The 20,508-nt window shown below is 67.9% G+C and carries 2 protein-coding genes; both read right to left on the bottom strand.

Features of this window, described 5'->3' with window-relative positions; genetic code table 11:
• Nucleotides 1–44 precede the first annotated feature (44 nt).
• Nucleotides 45–1,679 carry a ShlB/FhaC/HecB family hemolysin secretion/activation protein gene (locus DYI37_RS00485; RefSeq protein ID WP_158555046.1) on the bottom strand — a complete coding sequence of 545 codons (1,635 nt, stop codon included), beginning with the start codon at nt 1,677–1,679 and terminating at the stop codon, nt 45–47.
• Nucleotides 1,680–1,740: 61 nt separating this feature from the next.
• The gene (locus DYI37_RS00480; protein WP_116681244.1) at nt 1,741–20,457 is read right to left on the bottom strand and encodes a leukotoxin LktA family filamentous adhesin; all 18,717 of its coding nucleotides are present in this window, start codon (nt 20,455–20,457) and stop codon (nt 1,741–1,743) included.
• Nucleotides 20,458–20,508: the final 51 nt, after the last annotated feature.

The following is a 20,508-nucleotide window of genomic DNA, read 5'->3' as shown; positions in this document are numbered from 1 at the left end:
TCTTTCGATGATCGTTTCGTGCATCCGGCAGGTCGGAGTGGCTGTCAGAAGACCGTGGCTACGAGCCGGGCGTAGATGGAGAGGTCGCTCTGGTCGGCGACGGCATCCTCGATCGGAATGCCGAGGGAGACTTCCGCCCGCAGGCGATCGTTCCAGCTGTAGTTGAGGCCCGCCCCAAAGGATGTGAGGCTGAGGCTCGCCGGGAATTCCGAGAAGACCGTGCCGTTGTCGATGAAGACGAAGCCCTCGAGGCCCTCGACGAAGCGGCCGAGGCTGCGATGGAGTTCCAGATTGTAGAAGTAGCCCGAATCGCCCGAGGCGGCGCTCGACGGATAGCCCCGCACGCTGGCAGGGCCGCCGATCTGGAAGAGGTCGCTGCCGGGAAGGAGCCGCGCGCTCGCATACTGCCCCGTGCCGCGCGCGACGAGAAGCGTCTCCTCGTCGAGCCGCACCGAACCGCTGCCCGAGATCTGGAAGAGCTCGTATTCGAGTTCCTCGCCCGTGATGTTGATGTCGGCCCTGGCGAGAGAAAGGGTCGGGGACAAAGTGAGACTGAAGATCTGCCCGAGATAGCTTGCCGAGAAGCCGGCCGTGCCCTTCACCGTTTCGTCGTCGGTGATGCGCACGCCGGATTGATTGGTCTGCGACTGGCTGTAGGACGTCGCGAGATTGCCGAGGAGCAGATAGGGCCCGGCACTGTAGAGGGGATGCGAGAGGTTCGCGGAGACCACCTCCGACTCGCCGTCGACGTCGAGATCGACGAAAGGCCCGTCGACGATCCGGATGGCCGATCGCGAATAGCTGACGCCGACGCGCGTGCCCCAGGGCGTGACCGCCAGATTGTACGAGGCGTTGCCGAAGAGGTTGCCCTCCGCGTAGAGGCCGTAGGCCGTGAGGCGATCGTCGAGGCCGAGAAGCCCGTAATTCTGGTAGAGGAGGCCGCCCTCGTATTCGCCCACGGTCTCGACGCCGAGATTGTCGGCAAAGACCTGAAGCGTGTTGCGGGGCGGTTCGATCACCGCGAGGTTGATGTCGGTCAGCCCGAAGCCTGCGCCCGGTGCGAGCGATGCCTGGATCTGCGCGGCGTTCGTGCGGTTGAACCGGTCGACCTGGCGCGTCAGCGCCGGGGCGTCCACGACGCTGTCCGGCGGAAGCCTGACGACACCGGCCAGATAGGATTCGCGCAGCGTGCGGCGTCCCTCATAGCTGACATTGCCGGTGCGTCCCTCCACCAGCTGCACCTGCAGCCGCCCCGAGGAAAGATCCTGCGCCGGCAGAATGGCGCTCGCCGTCACGTAGCCGCGGTCGGCGTAGAGGGCGTTCACCTCGTTGGCGATCGACTGCACCTGCGACAGGTCGACGTCGCGTCCGACATAGCGGGCCGCGATGGCGTCGAGATCGGCCTGCGGCAGGAGTGACGAGGACCCGAATTCCACCGCCTTCAGACGGAAGGTCGGTCCGCCCGCCGGGAACACGAGAGGGGGCGGAACCTCCGGCCTGACGAGACCGTCCGTCTCGCTTCCCGGAACGGAAAGCGGCGCCGAGGCCTGGCCCTGTGTCTCCAGCGTCTGCTGCTGGATCGCGCCCGGATCGATGCGCGCCGGCACCTGCTGGGCCATCGCCGCGCCGGAAAGCGCGAGCGCCGTCCCCGTCGTCAGGCCCAAAGCCAGACGCCTCATGCCCCCATGCACCATCTCATGCTTCCCCAAGCTTCGTTCCCGCAGGCGAAGGCCCCCCGGCCTAACGCAGCGCCGCCTCTTCCAGAACCGCCTCGTTCTCGCCCTCTTCGGGTCCGGCGCCGAGATTGACCGCCGGCGCTTCGAGCGCCTTCGTCACCGAGCCCATGCCGGTCCGCAGGAAGCGGTTCATCATCGCTGTGAAGTTGGGAGCAAGGAGCGAACGCTCCCGCCCCTCAAGACCCGGCAAGTCGTTGGACGGGTCTTGCATTGCCGCCTCGAAGTTACGGATGAAGCTTGCCCCAAGGTAGGCTTCGCCGTTGAACAATTGGTGAATGTTCGAACCGAGGCCGTAGCGAACCACGTAGGATGTGGTCGCGGTGCGATTGCCGAGCTGATCGAAGGCGAAGGAACCGCTCGGCTTGTAGAGCTGCACGTTGTGGCTGAGTGTCGGCTGCTGGAAGCGATTGTTCATCCAGACCGTCCGCCACGGGGTCAGCCATTCCATCGAGCCCGGTACGCGCCCGTCGGCCAGCGTGACCGAGAAGGCGTTCGTGCGGAAGCGGCTGTCGGTGACGAAGAGCTGCTTCATCGCGATCGCCGGCGCATCCACGGTGAGCGCCGCATAGCGGGCGATCGCGCCCTCGAAGCCCGTGATGTCGAGCCCGAGTACGGTGTTCCCCGTATACTGGAGCGTTCCGATCTGCAGTTCGGGCGTGTGGAAGCCGACACGGTCCGCGGTTGCGACCGTCTCGACGGTGAACGGGCCCGCGACCGACAGGGTGAGGTCGCGGCCGGTCACCTTGCGCAGTTTCACGCCGTTCGTGCCCCCGACCCAGAGGTCAAGAGTCCGGCCGACCGCGAGGTCCTGGCCCTTGAGGTCGCCGCCTGTCCGGATGCGCATGTCACGCCCGGCCGTCAGCTTCTCGAATGTCAGGCCGAGCCGCGCTTCGACGGAGAGATCGCGAGCGGCATCGATGGTTCCGGTCGAGCCGCCGAAGACGCCCCCGTTGCGAGACAGAAGGGCGATGTCGCCCGCATCCGCCGAAATCCCGATCGACTTCAGGAAGCCGAAGACGAGATCGCCGTTCGCCGTCAGGCTCTGCGAACCGCCGCTGACGATCCGGCTGGCGCTGAGTGTCGAGCCGGCATCGGCGGTCAGGCTCGTGCCCGCCACCGTGTTGCCGACCGCGATCCCCTCGCCCGCACCGAGCGAGACGCTGGTGCCGGTGCCGATCGCATCCGCGGCGATCGCGCGCTTCGCACTTGCGGCAAAGAAACCGCCCGCCGTCACCGACCGCCCCTCGACCGAGCCCGCCCGCGAGGCCGCGGCGATATCGCCGGCCTTGGCCTCGAGCGTTCCGAAGGCCAGGTCGTTCACTGCGACGAGCTCCTGCGAAGCGCCGCTGGTGACGCGGCCGAGCGTCAACCTCGTCCCGGCATCCGCCGCGACATTCGTTCCGGCATCGGTCTCGCGAACCGTGATCGCCTCGCCCGCACCGAGCGAAACGCTCGTGCCGGTGCCGATCCTGTCCAGAACGATCGAGCGCTTCGCCTTCGCGGCGAAGAGGCCGCCGGACACCGCCCAGCTGCCCTGGACCGAACCTGTCCGCGACGTCGCGGCGATGACGCCGGATTTCGCATCGAGCGCACCGAAGGCGATGTCGCCCACCGCACCCAGAAGCTGGGAGGCGCCGCTGATCACGCGGCCGAGCGTCAACACCGTACCGGCATCCGCCCCGACACTCGTTCCGGCATCGATCTGGCGCACGTCGATGGCGTCGCCCGCGCCGAGAAGAACGTTCGTGCCGGTGCCGATCGTGTCCACGAGGACGGAGCGCTTCGCGGTTGCCGCAAAGCGGCCGCCCGACGTCACCGCCCTGCCCTTCACCGAACCTGCCTGCGAGGTCGCTGCGATATCGCCGGCTCTCGCGTCGAGCGAGCCGAAGGTGAGGTCGTCGACCGCGACCAGCCGCTGCGATGCCCCGCTGGCGATACGTCCAGCCGTTAGGGTCGTCCCGGCATCCGCCGAGACGCCCGCTCCGGCAGTCGTCTGGCGGACCGCGATCGACTGGCCGGCGGTGAGCGTGACGTTCGCAGCCGCATCGATCATGTCCGCCGTGACGGAACGCTTGGCCGTGGCAGACACGCTGCCGCCGGCCTTGACCGAAGTGCCGTCGATCGCACCTGTGCGCGACGTCGCGGCGATGTCTCCGACCGTCGCCTGCAGCGACCCGAAAGCGAGGTCGTTCTCCGCGATCAGTTGCTGCGAGCCACCCGAGAGGGCGGTGTCGATCCTCGCCGTCGCACCACCGGTGAAGGAGACGGCGCCGGCCGCCTCGATGCGTGCGATGGTGGCGGCGTCCTTGGCGAGAATGCGGACGGAACCCTGAGCCGACCGCAGGAGAGCGGACTGCAGACCTGCATCGGCCAGAAGGTCGATATCGCCGGCAGCCCGGATCGAGGACGAGGTCACGTCCCGCAGCATCCGGACGGCGATGGCACCGCCGCTTGCGGCATCGAGCGAGGCCGCGTCGATGCGCAGCGGGTTCGGGCCGTTCGCCGCCGTCTCGTCGGCCAGCGTGGTGTTCGACACGCCGCGGTCGCCGATGCCGAGCCCGGCCTGAAGGACGACGCCACCGCCCGGCGCGCTCGCCTTGAGGTCGACCCTGTTCTGGCCGGTGCCCGCGAGGATCCGCCCGCCAGCCGTCACGCGGATGGCGTCCGGGGCTGATTGCGCCGAGGTCAGCGCCGTCACCTGCGCATTGCCCTGCGTCGCGACGGTGATCTGCCCTCCGGCCGTGACCGAGGAGCCCTCGATCATGCGCAGCGAGCCGCCCGTCAGGACCGCGCCAGCGCCGGAACGCAGCAGCCCGCCCGCCCCGAAGGCGATGCGCCCCGTGGCCGTCAGATTTGCGTTTGCCCCCGCATCGAGCCTGCCGCGGACGAGGAGCTCGCTCGGCGCGAACTGTCCAGCCATGACGTCGAGCACGCCACCACGCGCGATGACGCTGTCCAGCGTCAGCTTGTAGCCGTCGGGCCCGTAGAGATGGATCGATCCTCCGGCATCGGCGGAGACCGCGCCGTTCAGCCCGTTGCCGATATTGAGGCGGTTCGTCGACGAACCGATCGAACCGTCCGCCTTCAGCGTCACGGTCTCGGCGAGGATGTTAATGAGCTGGTCACCGCTGGCGTTGCGGATATCTCCGTCCGCATCGATCGAAACGTCCTTGCGCGAATAGACCGTATCGATATTGGCGTCGCCCTCGACCGAGAGATCGACCAATTCCGCGGCACGGGCGACGATCGCTCCCCGGTACTGGCCGGGGGTGCCGGTGGTGTTCACCGGCTTCAGGCGCAACTGGCCCGCAACGAGCGTTCCGTCGAGCGCACGGCTCCAGCCGATGCCGCCGTTCGACGCTTCGAGGACGTAGGAGCCCGCCGACAGGGCGTCCGCGCCCAGGGCGTTCACGAGCGATCCCCTCGCCTTGGCGCGCAGCTCGCCGGTCACCGAAACCGTGCCGAACCGGATGTCGCCGAGCGAGGCGATGGAGGCGTTCGTGCCGGCGCTCGAGACCGCGACGTTCAGGCGATCGAGCGCGTCGACGTTGAGCATCCGCACCGAGGAGATGCGGAGCGGGCCGCCCTGGGTATAGGGCAGGAAGTCCGATCGCTCGGCCGTGGCGAGAGCCACCTTCTGCGCATCCGTCAGATCCTGCGGGCGCACGTCGATCGGGATGACGACGGTGCTGGCGACTTCGCCGAGCCCTTTGTCCGCCGAAAGCGTGACGGTGCGTCCCGAGACGTTGGGCGCCTTCAGCACCGGATTGGTACCGGTGATCGTCTTCAGGGCGCCCGCCGAAAGCGAGAAGGCGAGTTCGCGGTCGGTCCAGATGGCCCCCTGGCTTCTCGCGGCGATCTCGCCATTGCTGGCGGTATATTTCCCATCGGCACCGAAGGTCCCGGTGAGGGTCGCCCGCTTGGCCTCGAAGTCGTGATAGCGCGCGGTCTGCAGCGCCTCGTAGGCGGTCACCGCCGCATCGATCTCGGCCGTGGTCGCCGTTGCGGGCAGGCCCAGCGTCGCGACGAAGGCCTGGCGCTCCGCCGCGTTCATCGCGAACGCGAAGTTCCGATCGTAGACGCCCGAGCCGGTGCGCGCCTGCAACTGATCGAAGATCAGCTTCTCCGACGTGATCTGGTTCTGGAAGGCGTCGATGACGGCCTGGACCTTTGCCGAGTTCGCCGCACCGGACTGAAGCCCGAGCGAGTTCCAGTAGGAGACGAGCTCGTTCCAGGTGCGGGTGTCGATCGACTGGATCGGGTTGTTGTCGAGGATCGCACCCGGCGTCGACAGGGAGACGTTGCCACCGCCCGAAACCACGCGGTCGACCAGCATGGAGCCGTCCGCATTGCCGCTCCACGACGTCGACCGGAGGCCGATATCGCCTGCCGCCGTGACCTTGAGACCGTAATAGGCGTTGACGTTCTCGCCCTTGGCCGGATCGCCGAACGGGCGATCGCCCGAACCGTTGGCATAGCCCGTATTGACCGTCAGAAGATTGCTCGTGGAGCCGATGGAGCCGTAGCGCGACGTCAGTTCGACGCGCGGCGCCTCGATCTTCGAGTTCAAGTTGCCGGTGATCGAGCCGGAGGCACTAAGAACGACGCGCCCCTTCAGATCGCGCGCATCGCCCGAAGCCGTGATCGTTCCGATCGCCACCGCCGAACTCGCGTCGACGACGAAATTGCCGTTTCCTGCCGAGCCGCTGAGGCCGCCGGTCATGTCGACCGCGATGGCTTCACCGAGCCCGAGACCGCCGACAGAACCCGCTGCCGAAAGACTGATGTCCTTGGACGAGATGCGCTGCGACGTGCCTTCCCGGACGATCGAGCCTGCGCTCGACGAGATGGTGGTCGAGCCGGTCTTGTTGTTCACCGCACCATTGAGGACGACGCTGCCGCCGGAAGCGACGGTCACCGAACCGGTGTCGTAGCCGATGAAGTTCACCGCGATGCGGTTGTCGGCCTTGAGCGTATGGGTCGTGATCGTCTTCGTCGGGATGACGTCTTCGATGATGAAGTTGTAGTCGGCCGCAATGCAAAGGGTCCACCAGTTGCAGTCGCGCCAGTCGTCGACGAGCTCGCTCGTCGTCGCACCGTTGCTGTAGGTCTTGGGGACCTCTCCCGTCGCCGTGTTCAGCGAGACGTAGGTTCCATCCTTCAGGCGATAGGAGCTGAGCTGGGTGGTGTCGCGCGAGACGACCTCGAGATCCGGGTCGGTCCGCCAGTCGGAATTTCCGAAGAATTCCGTGCCCTTGTAGTGGGTCCGCACCTTGGTCGAGTTGTCGACGCCCGTCGTCCAGTTGTAGCGCAGGCCGGTCTGGGGATCGTAGCCGGCCATCCGGGCGTCGTGAACGGTGGTGGTCGTACCGCCGGCATCGACCTCGAAGATGCCCGTGGCCGTCAGGTAACCGACCTCGCGCTTGCTCGAAACCTTGCCGTTGTCGCGGGTGAAGACGGTACGGACCGCCGTGACCGGCTTCGCGGCATTGCCGGTGCTGACGCTGTAGATGTCGGTGAGCTCGATCCGCCCAGCGACGCCGCGGCCTGTTCCGGTCGGGTCCTCGCCCGCATCGAGCTTGCCGATGACGACGTCCCGCGAGCCCAGATTGTTGATCGCGATCTGGCCGTAGCCGTCGAGGACGTTCAGCGCGCCGCTGGTGCCCGACGTGTTCATGATCTGGCCGAAGATCTGGATGAAGCCGCCGCGCACATTGGTGCCGTCGACGATGTAGCGATCCAGCGCCGTGTCGTAGGAGACCTCGATCTTGCCGGGGCGACCGATCGTGGCGGGGATGTTCAGCACCGTGTCGTCGAGGGTGAACTTGCCCGAGAGACCCTTGCCCTTCGCATAGTCGATCGTGAAGGAAAGCCGACCCGCCCCGCCATTGCCGGCCGCGTCGAACCAGAGACCGGTCTCGAGTTCGCTGATTGCGACCGCCGTTGCCGGATCCTGCTCCACCGCCCGCTTGTAGGCATCGAGAAGCGAGGTGATGACGGTCCCGGAGACGCCGAGCGTGGACGCGCTCGCGGTGAGTTTCGGTGCCGCCGGGATCGTCACGCCCCAATCGGCGATGCCGCTCTGGATGGTCGAGTTGATGTTCAGGTAGCGGGCGCTGATGTTGACCGCGCCGTTCGCGAGGATGCCCATGCCCGTCTGTTTGCCATAGGCCGGATCGCCTCCGACATGCTCGAAGCCGTAGGTGAAGCCCTGGACGTAGTCGCCGTTCTTGGCCGTGATGTCGACCGAACCCGCCGCGATCGAGACGAAGTTCGGATCGTCCGAACCGCGCACATAGACGTTTCCGGCCTCCGACAGGATGCGCACGGCGCCGCGCACGTTCGACAACGCCTTGTCCTTCAGGACGACGATATCGGGTGCCGGATTCGCCGTCCTGCGCCAGAGCTGCGTGGCATTGGCATCGTAATAGGTGGCGCTGTCGACGTTGTAATTGCTCTGGATCGTGATCGCCGGCACCGACACGCCCTGTGTGGTGGAGCTGACGACCGTGAGGCCGACCGGAGCGGTCTTGTCGACATTGATCCGCTGGATGTCGGCAGCGCCGTTGACGGTGACGCCGTTGTAGCGAACCGTTCCGCCGGACTCCGAGTCCACGGTCAGATTGCCGACGTTCAGCGTGTGGGCCGTGTTGTTGACGATGCTGATCGCGGCATCGCCGGGCGCGGACAGAAGTCCGTTGCCGGTGACCTGATCGGCGAAGACGTTGATGTCGCCGAGGCGGACCACCGTGTCCTCCACGGTGACGGCGCTCGTCGTCGGCGCCGACGGGTTCACCTTGGAGTAGGCGTTGTTGGCGAACCCGGTCTCCAGCGTCTGCACGGTCGAGGCGAGCGTCGTGCGCGAGGTCGCGTAGCCCTGCACCGAACTGAAGGCCGAGCTGGAATTCGTCTGCGCCGTGCCGATCGATCCCGCGTTCGTCGCGATCGTCGCCGACGAGGTGGCGGCGTTCGAGCGGGCCGTCTCGAGGTTCGTCTGCTGTCCGCCGATCGCCGCGACGATCGTCGTATCGCCGGTCGTGCCCTTGTTGGAGCGTCCGACGATGGATTCTTGGCGGCTCTGGATGGACTGCAGGTTCGAGGCGACGCTCGCAGATTTCGTCTCGATCGTCGCGGCATGGGTGTCGGCGTCGGCAAGGCGCGCCTCGATCGTCGCCGTCGAGGTGACGATCGCCGAACGGGCCGTCTCGATCTTCGCCTCCAGCGCGGAGACCGCGGAAGCCGCTGAACCGAAGGGCAGGTCTCCGATCGCCTTCTGCGTATCGCTGATGATCTTCTGCTGTGCCTCGATCTCGGTCCGGGCATCGGCGATCGCCTGCCGGGCAGAGGCCAGCGACTGACGGGCCGAGCCGATGTCGCTCGCCAGCCCGGCATTGACACCTGTCAGACGGTTGATTTCGGCAGCGTCGGCAGCGTTGGCCGCGCGGGTTGCGTCCGTATCGTAGCCGCTGAGGGTCGAGGCGCCGGCAAGGATGCTGTCCGCGGCCGCCTTGCCGTTCGCAACCGATGTCTCGACCGTCGAAGCACTGGTTCCGATGGTGGTGCCGGCCGTGGCGGCGTTCCCCGAATTGGTGACCACCGTGCGGGTGCTCGTGTCGAAGCCGCCGCCGATGCCGTTGAGCGCTTGCCTCGCGAGTTCGAGTTCGGCGGTCTTCTCGTCGAAGACCGTCGGTACGGAATAGGACCCGCTGGAACCGTCGCGCGAAAGACCGAGGGCGACCAGCTTCTTCTCGAGGAAGCTGATCTCGCCGCGATAGGCGGCCGAAGCGACGGGGTCCGACCCGTATTGCGACAGGAGTTCGCGCAGTTCCTTCAGCCGATCGACGATCGTCGTGCCGAGCGGCAGACCGGTCGTCTCGGCGAAGCCGATCGACCCCTCGGGCGTGAGGGCGAGACAGATGCTGATCGAGGTGAGGCACGCGGCGCCGTTGATCGGCCGGGCGTTCGCATCATTCGTCGCGTAGTCGATCGTCAGAGACTTCCGGCGCGCGATACCGGTCACGACGTCGCCATCGATCGGGGCCAGTCCGAGGCCTGCGACGCGCGCCGAGCCACCCTTGTAGTCAAAGGTGATGTTGTCGGCCCCGAACAGCGAGGCGACGCCGTTCACGACGGTGGCGAGGCTCTCGCGGTAGATGTCCTTGCCGGTTCCGACCGCGCTCGCATCGACGAGCCCGCGCGTGGCCGTCAGGGTGATGTCGCCGGCGGCGCGCACACCGGTGTCGGTGATCACAGAATCGGCGATCCGGATCGTCGAATTGCCGGAGATGTCGACGAGCGGGTTCGGCACGGTCGGGATAGCGATGACCGTCTTGTTGAAGAGGTCCACCGTCGCACGGGCCGACACACGCGAGAGCGTGGAGGCGAGATTGGCGTCGAGCGAGGCGCCCGCTGCGATCGCGATATTGCCCGAGAGGATATCGTTGCGGCTGTTCGCCTCGACGAGCGCGCTTTCGCCGAGATCGACGAGGTTTGTCCGGCGATAGTCGATCTGCGCGTGGCCCGTCGGCGCTCCGGCGAGGCCATAGGTCGTCGACGCGGCCCGCAGGTCGAGATGCGCGTTGTCGTAGGCGGAGAGCGCCGCATTGCCGTTCGGCAGAACGAGCCTCGCTCCGGCGCCGAGACCGACCTTCGCCTCGTTCTTGGTCACGTCGAGATAGGTGCGCGTATCGGCCGTCGCGATCAGGCCGCCCGAGTCCAGGCGGACCTTGTCGTGAACGACGATCTCGTTGGCGGCGGTGACGGCCGCGAGGGAGCGGCCGCTTGGCTTGTCGAGCGTGACGCGCGCATTGTCGCCGAGCGTCGCATGGGTCGTGTGCGAGATCGTCGTCCGGCTCTCACCGGCCGGCAGGTTGAGAATGCCGCCCGATCCCGAATCGAGGTTCCAGCCGGCGGTGTCGCCGTTGAAGGACGACCGTCCGGTCTGGAAATTGATCTGGTTCGCCGCCTCGCCCGCAAACAGGCGGTGGGTGCGGTTCATCGCCGAGACGGCAAGATCGGCTGCGGCGACCTCCGCATTGGCGGCGATCGCGGCGATGACCGTGGACGACACGGAATGCTGGGCGCGGGCACCGCTGGCCCCGACGACACCGGCGTTCACGCTGCTGACGCTGCCGCCGATACCGGCAAGATGCGAGGCATTCAGGGACAGAGTGCCGGTCAGGGAGACCTTGTCGCTGGCCGAACCGCTTCCGAGAGTCGCCTCCACGACCGAGCGGTTGGCGGTGACAACGACCGCGGCAGAACCCGAGACGAGGCCTCCACCGCCCGCGATGGCGGATGCGACATTCCTATCGTCTCCCGTCGCGAAAATCGACAGATTCCGGGCCCGGATGTCGGAATTCGCCCCGACGGAGGCGCGGGTCTCGACGTCGGACTTCGCCTCGGCAACCGTCGCGCCGAGGGACAGGCCGAGCGAGACTGCGACACCGGTGGTGTCGGCCTGCTGACGGGTGGCGCTGCGGGCCGCGACCTCGATGTCGCCGCGACCGGTCTCCGCGCCGCCGGCCAGGGTGCGCGTATCGATCGTGACGCCGTCCAGGATTGAGGCACCGGCGCGGCCCGTGCTGAGGGCGCGCGAGACGCTCGCCTGGGCCGCCAGATAGAGAGCGCCGGACCCCGCCACGGAGCGGGCATAGATCCCGGTTCCCGCCGGGCTCGAAAGGTCCGCCGTCACCGAGAGCTTGCCGAGGGACTGGATCGTAGCGCCTCTCCCGATCGACGCGGTGACCGTGTTGCTGGCCTCTGCCACCGAGATCGATGCACCGACGGCACCGCCCGTGGCGATGGCGACGCCGAAGGTTTCCGCCTTCACGGTCGGCGTTGCGGAGGCCGCGACCGCGACACCGCCCGCCTTGATCGAGGAGAGCGTCGCGCCGGCGCCGATCCGGGCCGTCACGTTCGTATCGTCGAGAGAGGTCGCCGTCGCACCCGCGCCCGCGCCAATCAGGCCGGCGCCGCCCGCAACCGCGAGGGTTTCGGCCCGTCCGGTCGAAAGCGCGCCGACCTCGACGCCGGAGGCGTTCGTGATCGTGCTCGAATCGCTGATCTCCGACGTCAGGTTCGTGCCACGCTCGGCGACCGCGATCGAGACGCCGATGCCGCCGCCCAGGACACCCACCGCGACGCCGATCGCGTTCGAGCGCACCGAAGTCGTATCGCCGGTGTTCACCGCCAGCCGGCCATTGGTGGTCACCGATCCGCCGACGCTCGCCTTCACCGTGCTGTCGAGCGAGGATACCGCGACCGCAGCGCCGAGGGCGCCGACGAGCGAGCCCGCGCCCGCGATCGAGGTGACGTTGATGTCGCCGTCGGTGACGATGGAGCGCCCGCCGGAAGTCGTGCCGTCCTCGACCTTGCGGTTCTGGATGGCCGAAAGGTTTCGGCTGGTCGCGCCGTTGATGCCGCTCGAGAGCGCCGCCACGGAAAGCGAGCCGAAGCTGTGCGTGCCCGAGACACCTGCCTGGACGTGCTGGTTGACGAAGGTGAAGCCGAGCGCCGCTCCGCCCGCGACCGATCCGCCGATGCCCGCGCCGAGCGCGAAATTGGAGATCTTGATCCGCGAGTCCGCGTTCACCGTGGTCACGCCGCCGGTGATCGACCCGCCCTCGATCCGGGCGATGACCTTGTCCTGCTTGGTGCTGTCGACCGCATTCGTGACGACGTTCTGCCGACGCAGCCCGCTGGCGTTCGCATTGCCCGATCCCGGCTCGATCGTCCCGCCGCCCTGCGCGACGTAGTCCGCACCTTGCGAGCTTCCGACATCTTGATTCGATTGCCGGTTCGCGCCCGAAAGCGTGCTTCCGAGCTCGTTCTCGGCATCGGCCGACATGCGGATGCCGGCAACGACGATACCGACCGACGCGCCGAGGCCGGCGCCCGCGCCGCCGCCGAGCGTCGCCGTCACCATCTCGATCTGCCGCTGGCCGAGCGCTGCGACCTTGACCGACCCGGTGGTCGCAAAGGAGCTGTTGACGATTTCGGCCGCGACGGTCGATTTCGTGAGCATGACATTTGCGGCGGCGCCGACGCCCACGCCGTCGACCGAGATTCCCGTGCCGCCGGTGATCGGCATCAGGAGAACCGAATGGGTGGCGTCGACGTCGACGCTGCGCATGGATCCGGAGACGCCATCCACCGAGGCGATCGTATCGGAAAGCAGGACCGAGAAGTTGAGCATGCCGGCGACGGCAACGCTGCCGCCGCCCGCCGAAACCGCGCCGCCCACCACGGACGCGTACTGCTCGTCGAAGGCCCGAGCCGAGACCTTCAGATCTTCGGAGAGAAGAAGAGAGGTCGAAACATTGCCGGCGCCGACGAGCGCCTTGGTGGAACCGAGATTGACCGAGACGTTCATCGCGCCGGCCAGTGCCAGCGCGCCGCCCGCGCCGGAACCCGCGACGCCGAGATATCCGGTATCGGTGTCCGCCTTCACCGACAGGGCGCGTGCCGTAAGACTGCCGCCCGACAGCTGCGCGGTCGTATCGGCGTCGAAGACGTTGACGATCATCGAGCCGGAGACGGCGCCGAGACCCACCGACAGGCCCGCGACGAGGTTCGAGGAGTCCATCACCGCGTTCGACACGACGTCCACGGCGCCGACGCTGCCTGCCGCGCCGATGGCCGCATTGCGCACGACGGCCGTGGTTTCGCGTTCCATGATGTTGGAGACGAAGGCGCCGGCACCGGCAACGCCGGTGGCACCCGCCGCAGCGACCACGGCGTTCTGCGCGAAGGTGTTGGAGGATGCCGTCACAGCGACGTCCGCATCGCGGTTGTCGGCGCCGGCGGTGTTGATCGAGGCGCCGTCGATCCGCGCCTCGGTCTTGCCGCCCAGGACGTTGACCACGGGGCTGACCGCGCCTGCGACCGAGACGATGGTGTCCGCATTGATGGCGACGCCGACAGCGAGCGAGGCGGACGAGACCTTCTGCTGCGAGACCGCACCGACGGAAAGGCCGCTGACGAGGCGCGTGCCGTTGGTGAGGTTCGCGGGGATCAGAACCACCGACTTGGCGAAGTTCTCCAGGTTGAACGCATAGGCCGTGGCGACCTTGCCGTTGTCGACGGTCGCCGCATCTCCGGCGCCGCGTGCGACCACCGAGCCGCCGTCCACGGCCGCGATCGTCTCGCCGCGCACGACGTTGACGACGGTCGAAAGCCCGACGCCCGCCGCCTTGAGGCTGACGCCGACGGCGCCGGCGACGGTGTGGATGGAATCGGCATTACTCGCGTGGACGAGGACGTTGTTGTTGGCCTCGATGACGGCATTGCTGACGAGCGCTCGCGCATCGTTGGCCGCGACGGAATTGGCGATCGAGCCGGCGATGCCGACCGTGCCGCCGGCACCGACGCTGACGGCGGCCGTGACGATCTGCCCGGCCGAGCGCGCGCCGATCGCGACATCGCGCGAAGCGGTGAGCGTACCGCCCGAGACTACCGCGTCCGTATCGTTGGCGATGGCGCCGGAGATGAGCGAGAGGCCGAGGCCGGTGCCCTGCGCCGAGGCGCCGATGCCGATCGAGCCCGCGCCGCCTCCGGCCAGAGACGTGTTCTCGGCAAGAACCGCGATGTCGCGCGCGCTCAACGTCGCGTTGCGAACCGTAGCACTGGTCTTGTTCTTCACGAGGTTGACGACGATCGAGCCGGCTCCGCCGAACTCTCCGGTGGCCACCGAGATGCCGGCGGCGACGCCGATGATGCGGGTATCGTCGCTGGATTCGACGCTGATGTCGCCGGTCGCAGCCGAGACGCTCGCGCCCTCGATCAGGGATTCATGGCCTTGACGCACGCCGTTGTAGAGGATCGCGACGCCGCCGGCATTCTTGCCGCCGGCACCGGCCATGGCGCCCGAGAAGATCAGCGAGCCGGTGGTGCTTTCGCCCAGAACGTCCTGCGAGAAATCGAAGCCCTTGGCGACGTGACGGTTGGCATCGAGGCGCGCGAGCGCCGTATCCGCCTCGCTCGTGCGCTTGCTGCCGGAGCGCACGACGACAGAATTCACCGCCGAGACACGGTGAAGCCCCGCGGTGCCGGTGATGCCGGCGAAGGTCGTGGACGAGATGTCGTTGAAGGCGATCGCGCCGGTGAGGCCGATCCCGTTCGGTGCGACGCCGACCGAGCCCGCGCCGGCGAGAACACGGCTCAGCGTCGCGGCATCCAGCGTTACGTTCCGGTAGCCCGTGACGACGGAGTTCTCGATCGTGGCGGAAGCTGCCTTGCTGGTCGTATCGGTGGGATCGAGGGCGTCGCCGATGACCGTCCCCGTGATCGCAAGACCGATGCCGGCCGAGCCTTGCGTCGAGACTGCGATGGCGAGACCGCCGATGCCGATATCGCTCTTCTGATAGGCCTGGACGGTGAGGTCCGAGGCCGAGGAGGCGGTGATCGTCGAGTCGAGGATGCCGGCATTGACGTTGTCGAAGATCATTCCGAGGGAGATCGAGCCGGCGATCGAGAACGCACTTCCGGCATTGGTATTGGCGGCAAGGCCGAGGCCGAGCACGGTCTGCTGGCCCGCGGCGAGCGCGCTGACGCGCGTCGCGCCGGCATCCGTCACGATCGAACCGTTGCGGATGAACGCTCCGGTCTTGTTGTCGCTGAGGGCGATCGCCACGGCGCCGGCCACCGCCGCGCTCATGCCGCCGCCGCCGCCCTGCCCGGCGAGCGACAGCGAGGCCGCGCCGCTGGTGGTCGAAATGAGCATGTCGTTCACAGCATCGACCGTCACGGCCACCGAGCCCGCCGCACCGAAGCGCAGGACGGTCGCCCCGTCGAGATAGGCGAGCGTGTCGATGCCGGTCGTCACGCCCGAAACGGAGCCCGAAACGGCGATCGAGTTCTGCACCTTGGTCGCAGCGGCCTGCGGGTCCGCGCCCGCACCCGGAAGCTTGGCGTTGTTGGTCAGAGCCGCACCGGCGCGCTGCGATCCGATCTGGATGTTGCCGCGATTGCCGGATGCCGTCGCCGCCGTCCACTGCCCGTTCTGCGTCGCAGCGCCGCCGGAACCTGCCGCGGGCATCGAATTGCCGCCGGCGGGCGGTGCCTTGGGGGGCTGCGGCTGGGCGACGGCGGCCGCCACCGAGAGCGAGAGGATGCTGCCGTCCGACTGGGCGGAGACCGTCAGCGCATCGGTCGAGATCGAACCGCGTGCCGTATTAGCGCGGTTGGCAACGGGGGTGCCGCTCACCACGGAATCGTTGTTGCCGACGAAGGCCGAGGTCTGAGTCGCGACGTTCGTCCAGGCCCCGGCCAGTCCGACGCTCGTGCCGCCCGAACGGCTGAGCGCACCGGCGACCGAGAGAAGGTCGGTCTGCTGGCGGGCGTTCACCCCAACCGTCACCGCGCTGACGAGCGCGGCGTTCGAGATCGTGGCCGTGGTCTTGTTGTCGATCGCGACCACCGAGACGAGGCCGTTGATACCAATGCCGGCGCCCTCTCCCGATGTCGGCGCGATGGCGAACACGATGTCGCGCGTCTTGGCGTCGACGTTGATGCCGGTGGCAGACCCGATGTCGGCACCCGCACCAATGCCGGCGACCGTCGAGGTCCGGAAGACGTTGATATTGGCCGAGCCGCCGACGGATGATTCGGACTTGTCGCTGCCGGTTCCGGGGCTGGTGATGAGCCAGGCCGGGCTGCCCGCGATGTTGATCGTCTGGGTTTCCGAGCGTGCCGTCAGATCGACGCCCGAGCGGAAGGACAGGGTCTTGTTCGCTCCGCGCACGTCGGCATCGATCACCGCGGGCAGCGTTCCGAGCGTCCCGTCGGTCACGAGGTCGCCGAGCAGTTCGGTGGCGAGTTCCGCGCGTTCGAACGGGGTCAGCGGGCGGGCACGCACGCCGACGTCGAGCGTCGTGGACCAAGCGCTCGTTCCGCTGGTGCGGACGAAGGCGTCGCTCGCGATCCAGGCGCGCGTGTCGTGCGAAAGCTCGAGATAGTTGACCGCCGCACCGATGCCGAGCTTCGACATGTTCGTCGAGGTGCCGGCGAAACTCGTGCCGATCATGTCGACCACGGCGCCTTCGACCTTGCGGATCGATTCGACGACGCGGCGGATCTGCTTCGGGCTCGACAATTCGTCGAGACCGAGCGCGTTGAGGCCGACGAAGATCGGCGTGTCGGAGGTCGCCGAGACGCCGAGATTGGCCGCCTCGATGCGAACGCCCTCGCCGATCGTCGCGTGCGAGACGTGATTGACCGCTGCGATCGAGAAGGCCAGCGCGCCGCCGATGTCGGCGCCGCCAGTCTGCCCGCCTCCTGCGCCCGGCGTCTGCGTGCCTCCGGTGCCGCCGGCCGGAGGCGTCTGCGTGCCGCTCGTACCACCGGTCTGGCCGGTGCCCTGCCCCGTCCCGCCTCCGCCGCCCGCGTCCTTGCTTTCCTTCACGTCGGCCGACGCATTGGACCGTATCGGTGCGTCGTAGACCGCCGAAGCGACCACGACATTGCCGGCGGTGACGAGACGAGGAGCGGTGGCTCCCGCGCCAGCGGCGATCGAGGCGTCCGCCGCATGGGTCGACAGATTCAGTCCGAGGGCGAGACCGCCCTTGGCGGGAAGGGTCGGAATGGAGCCGTCCGCCGAAAGGAAGCCGACCGACTTGAAGAAGGCCGAGCCGGCGGCCTTGCCGCCGCCGCCGCTGTTCTGGCTGCTGCCCTTGGTGCCGCTGTCCTTCTCCTGCGTCGATCCGCCGACGGTGACATCGGCCTTCGTGCGGTTGAGGATGGTGTTGTTGTAGGCAGCGATGCTCACATCGCCGCCCGGCCGTGCGGTGCTGCCGTAATCGGCCCCGAGACGCGCGGTGGCGGCGGTGTCCGACAGCTGGATCGCGAGCGACAGCCCGGCCGTCGCCTCGCCTGCGGCCGTGGTCTTGGAGACGACGGACAGGGTGTTCAGGTTTTCGGCGGCGATCGACAACCGGCCGGCCGAGATCCTGGCTCCGGAATGGATGATCGCGGACGTCTCGATATCGGTGAGCCCGACCGCGACGGCCGCATCGGCCATCGTCGACTTCTTGCCGACGAGCGTGGTCTTCATGCTCATGGTCGCATCGTTGCGCGCCGCGACCGAAAGAAGCCCGCCCGCATCGACGCTGGCTCCAGCTTCGATGGTCGCCTCGGTCGTCGACCGGATGCTGCCGACATAGACGGACAGGCCGAGCGGAACGCCCGTCGCCGTGTCCTGCGCCTGGCGCTTGGGACGACGCACGAAGTTGGAGACGAACTGGGTTCCTTCCGCGGCGAGCTTGACGTCGCCGGTCATGTCGATGTCGGCCGAAGCCAGCACCTTCACGCTCGCTTCCGACAAAACCCCGTAATAGCCGGCCCGAAGGCCGGTCTGCGTTCCGATCAGGCGGGTCAGCTTGCGGTTGGAGGCGATGGTCTCGACGAGCGTCTCCGGTTCGTCGAGGTCGATCTCCCCGGCGCCGTTCTTCTGGGCCATCACGAGGGTCGTCGCCGTCGCGACGAGGTCGCGACCGGTGACGATGCCGCCGATGGAGATCGAGGCCTTGGCCTCGGTCTCGCCGATGCCGCCGGTCGCGAGTGCCTCAGCGAAGAGGTTTGCCGTGCCCGAATTGCTGGCGAGCGTGCTTCCGGCGTCGAGCGTGATCGTCTCGCTGGCAAGGGAAATAGCAAAGCGCGTCGCGGGCGTCTGGCCGGGGATCGCGACGTCGCGCTGGCCCGTCACCGATCCGCCGGAACGGACGGCGATGCGATCGAGGGCGCTGGCGGTCACGGTGCGCCCCGAGACGGCGCCGGACACCTCGACGAAGGCCGTCTTGTCGGTGATCTGGTCGAGAAGCGAACCGGCGCGTGTCGCCGTCATCGTCACGTCGCCGGTCGCAGAGACGCTCGCACCAGCGTCGACGACGACCTTACGGGAGGAAAGAGCGATCGAGGCGCCCGTTCCGGCGATCGTCTCGCTGCGCACGATGCCGGTGCCGGCAATGCGGATCTGGTCGATTGCATCGAGGGTGATGTCGCCGCCCGAGAGCGTGCCGGCGATCAGGATCTCGGCCGGAAGCACCTGGCCGGTCGGATCGATCGTGCGGGTCGAGATCGTCACGTCCCGGCCACGCACCTCGCCACCCTGTGCGATCTCGATCTGCCGCGCCGTCAGGACGAGGCTCTTCGTCCCGGCGTCGACGCGTCCGCCGCCGGCGACCGTGATCTTGTCGATCACGTCGATCTCAGCGGAGTCCACGGTCTCGAAGAGACCGCCCTGACCGGCGTGATAGTTGCTGCCCGCCGAAACGGTGAGGTTCAGGGGATCGATGTAGAGATGACCGCCCTTGCCGCTTCCCGAACCGCTGAGGTCGAGCGCGACTGCGCCGAGAAGGACGTCCCGGTGCCCCGACAGTTCGACGAAGCCGCCGTCTGCCTCGCCGCTGCCGCGCGCGGAGACGCCGGCACCGTCGGCCACCGTCAGATCGCGCCTCGCCACCACGGCGATGTCGCCGCCGGCCGATCCTTCCTCGCCGCTCGCATCGATCGACGACGCGGCGCCCTGCACGATGTCGCTACCGGCGCGAAGAGCGACTTCGCCTCCCTTCGTCCTTGCGGCACCCTTCGCCTCGACGCGCCCGTCGAAGGCGATGTCGCGCGTCGCCGCCATGTTCACGGAGGCCGAACGCGCCTCGGCTGCGATCTGTGCGGCGATGAGCGCGCCGGCCTTGATGGCGATGCGATCGGCGGCGAGATTGACGCTCGCGCCCGCTCCGCCCTCGCCTATGGCGCGAACCTCGCCGGCGACGTCCAGATCCTCGCCCGCCTCGATACCCACGATCGCCGTCACGGCCTCCGGGCCCTTCTCGCGTGCGATCGCCGCCAACGCCTCGATCCGCGCGGTCGGCGTGATCGTGACATTGCCGCCAGCCCGGATCGTGACCCGGCCGGCGCCCTTTGCGGCGCTCTCCCGGCTGGTCGCGCGCGCGGCCAGCGATCCGCCGACCCGCACGTTTCCGGTCGCGACGAGCTGGATTCGCCCGTCGCGCACCACCAGTGCCGCGCCCTGCGATGCGCCGCCTTCGGTGTTGACGCTCGCTTCGAAGTTCTCGCGATGGCGGCGGAGCTTGGCTTCCGGATCGATGTCGATCGAGGCCGCATTGATGTCGACATGGGTCTGCGCGTTGACGCGGCCCCGGATCACCACGGAACCGTCCGGCGAGATCGGCACGTCGCCGGAGATCAGGCGATCGGTCATGCCGGTGTCGATCCGCCCGTCGCGCCCGATGGCGCCTTCGAGGAATTCACGCGTCGGCGTGTTGACGGTCAGTCCGCCCGTGTTGATCGTGCCTTCCTTGCCGAGAACGAAGCCGTAGGGATCGGAAAAGACGACGTTGCCGCCGATCGTGCCGTTCTTCAACGCGTTGACCGTGCCCTCGACGACCACCGGCGCGTCGCGGACGACGTTGACCAGCGTGCCCGTGTTGGGGGCGAGATGCAGGTTCACCGTGTTTCCGGCGCCGGCCTCGAAGCGCGAGAAGGAGTTGAAGCCGACATCGCCGCGCACCGTGTCGGTGCGCACATCCGTGACGTTGCCGCTGTTCGTGACGCTCGTCTGCGTGCGCCCGTCGGGCACGATGAGGTTGCCCGCACCGCCGAGATTGACCGCCTGCGCGAAGGCTGGCGCAGCCGTCAGGAGAACCGGAAACAGAGACGAGCAGCACAACAGAAGGCGGCGGCCGGTCTTCAGACGGTTGCTCATGATCTTCGGTCCTTCAAGATTGGATCGGCATTCACGGAAGGCACATGCGAC

The organism is Fulvimarina endophytica (assembly GCF_003403015.1).
In the GTDB taxonomy this organism is placed as follows: Bacteria; Pseudomonadota; Alphaproteobacteria; order Rhizobiales; family Rhizobiaceae; genus Fulvimarina; species Fulvimarina endophytica.
The sequence above is the reverse complement of the archived record's forward strand: the minus strand, read 5'-3'. Positions and strand labels throughout refer to the sequence as shown.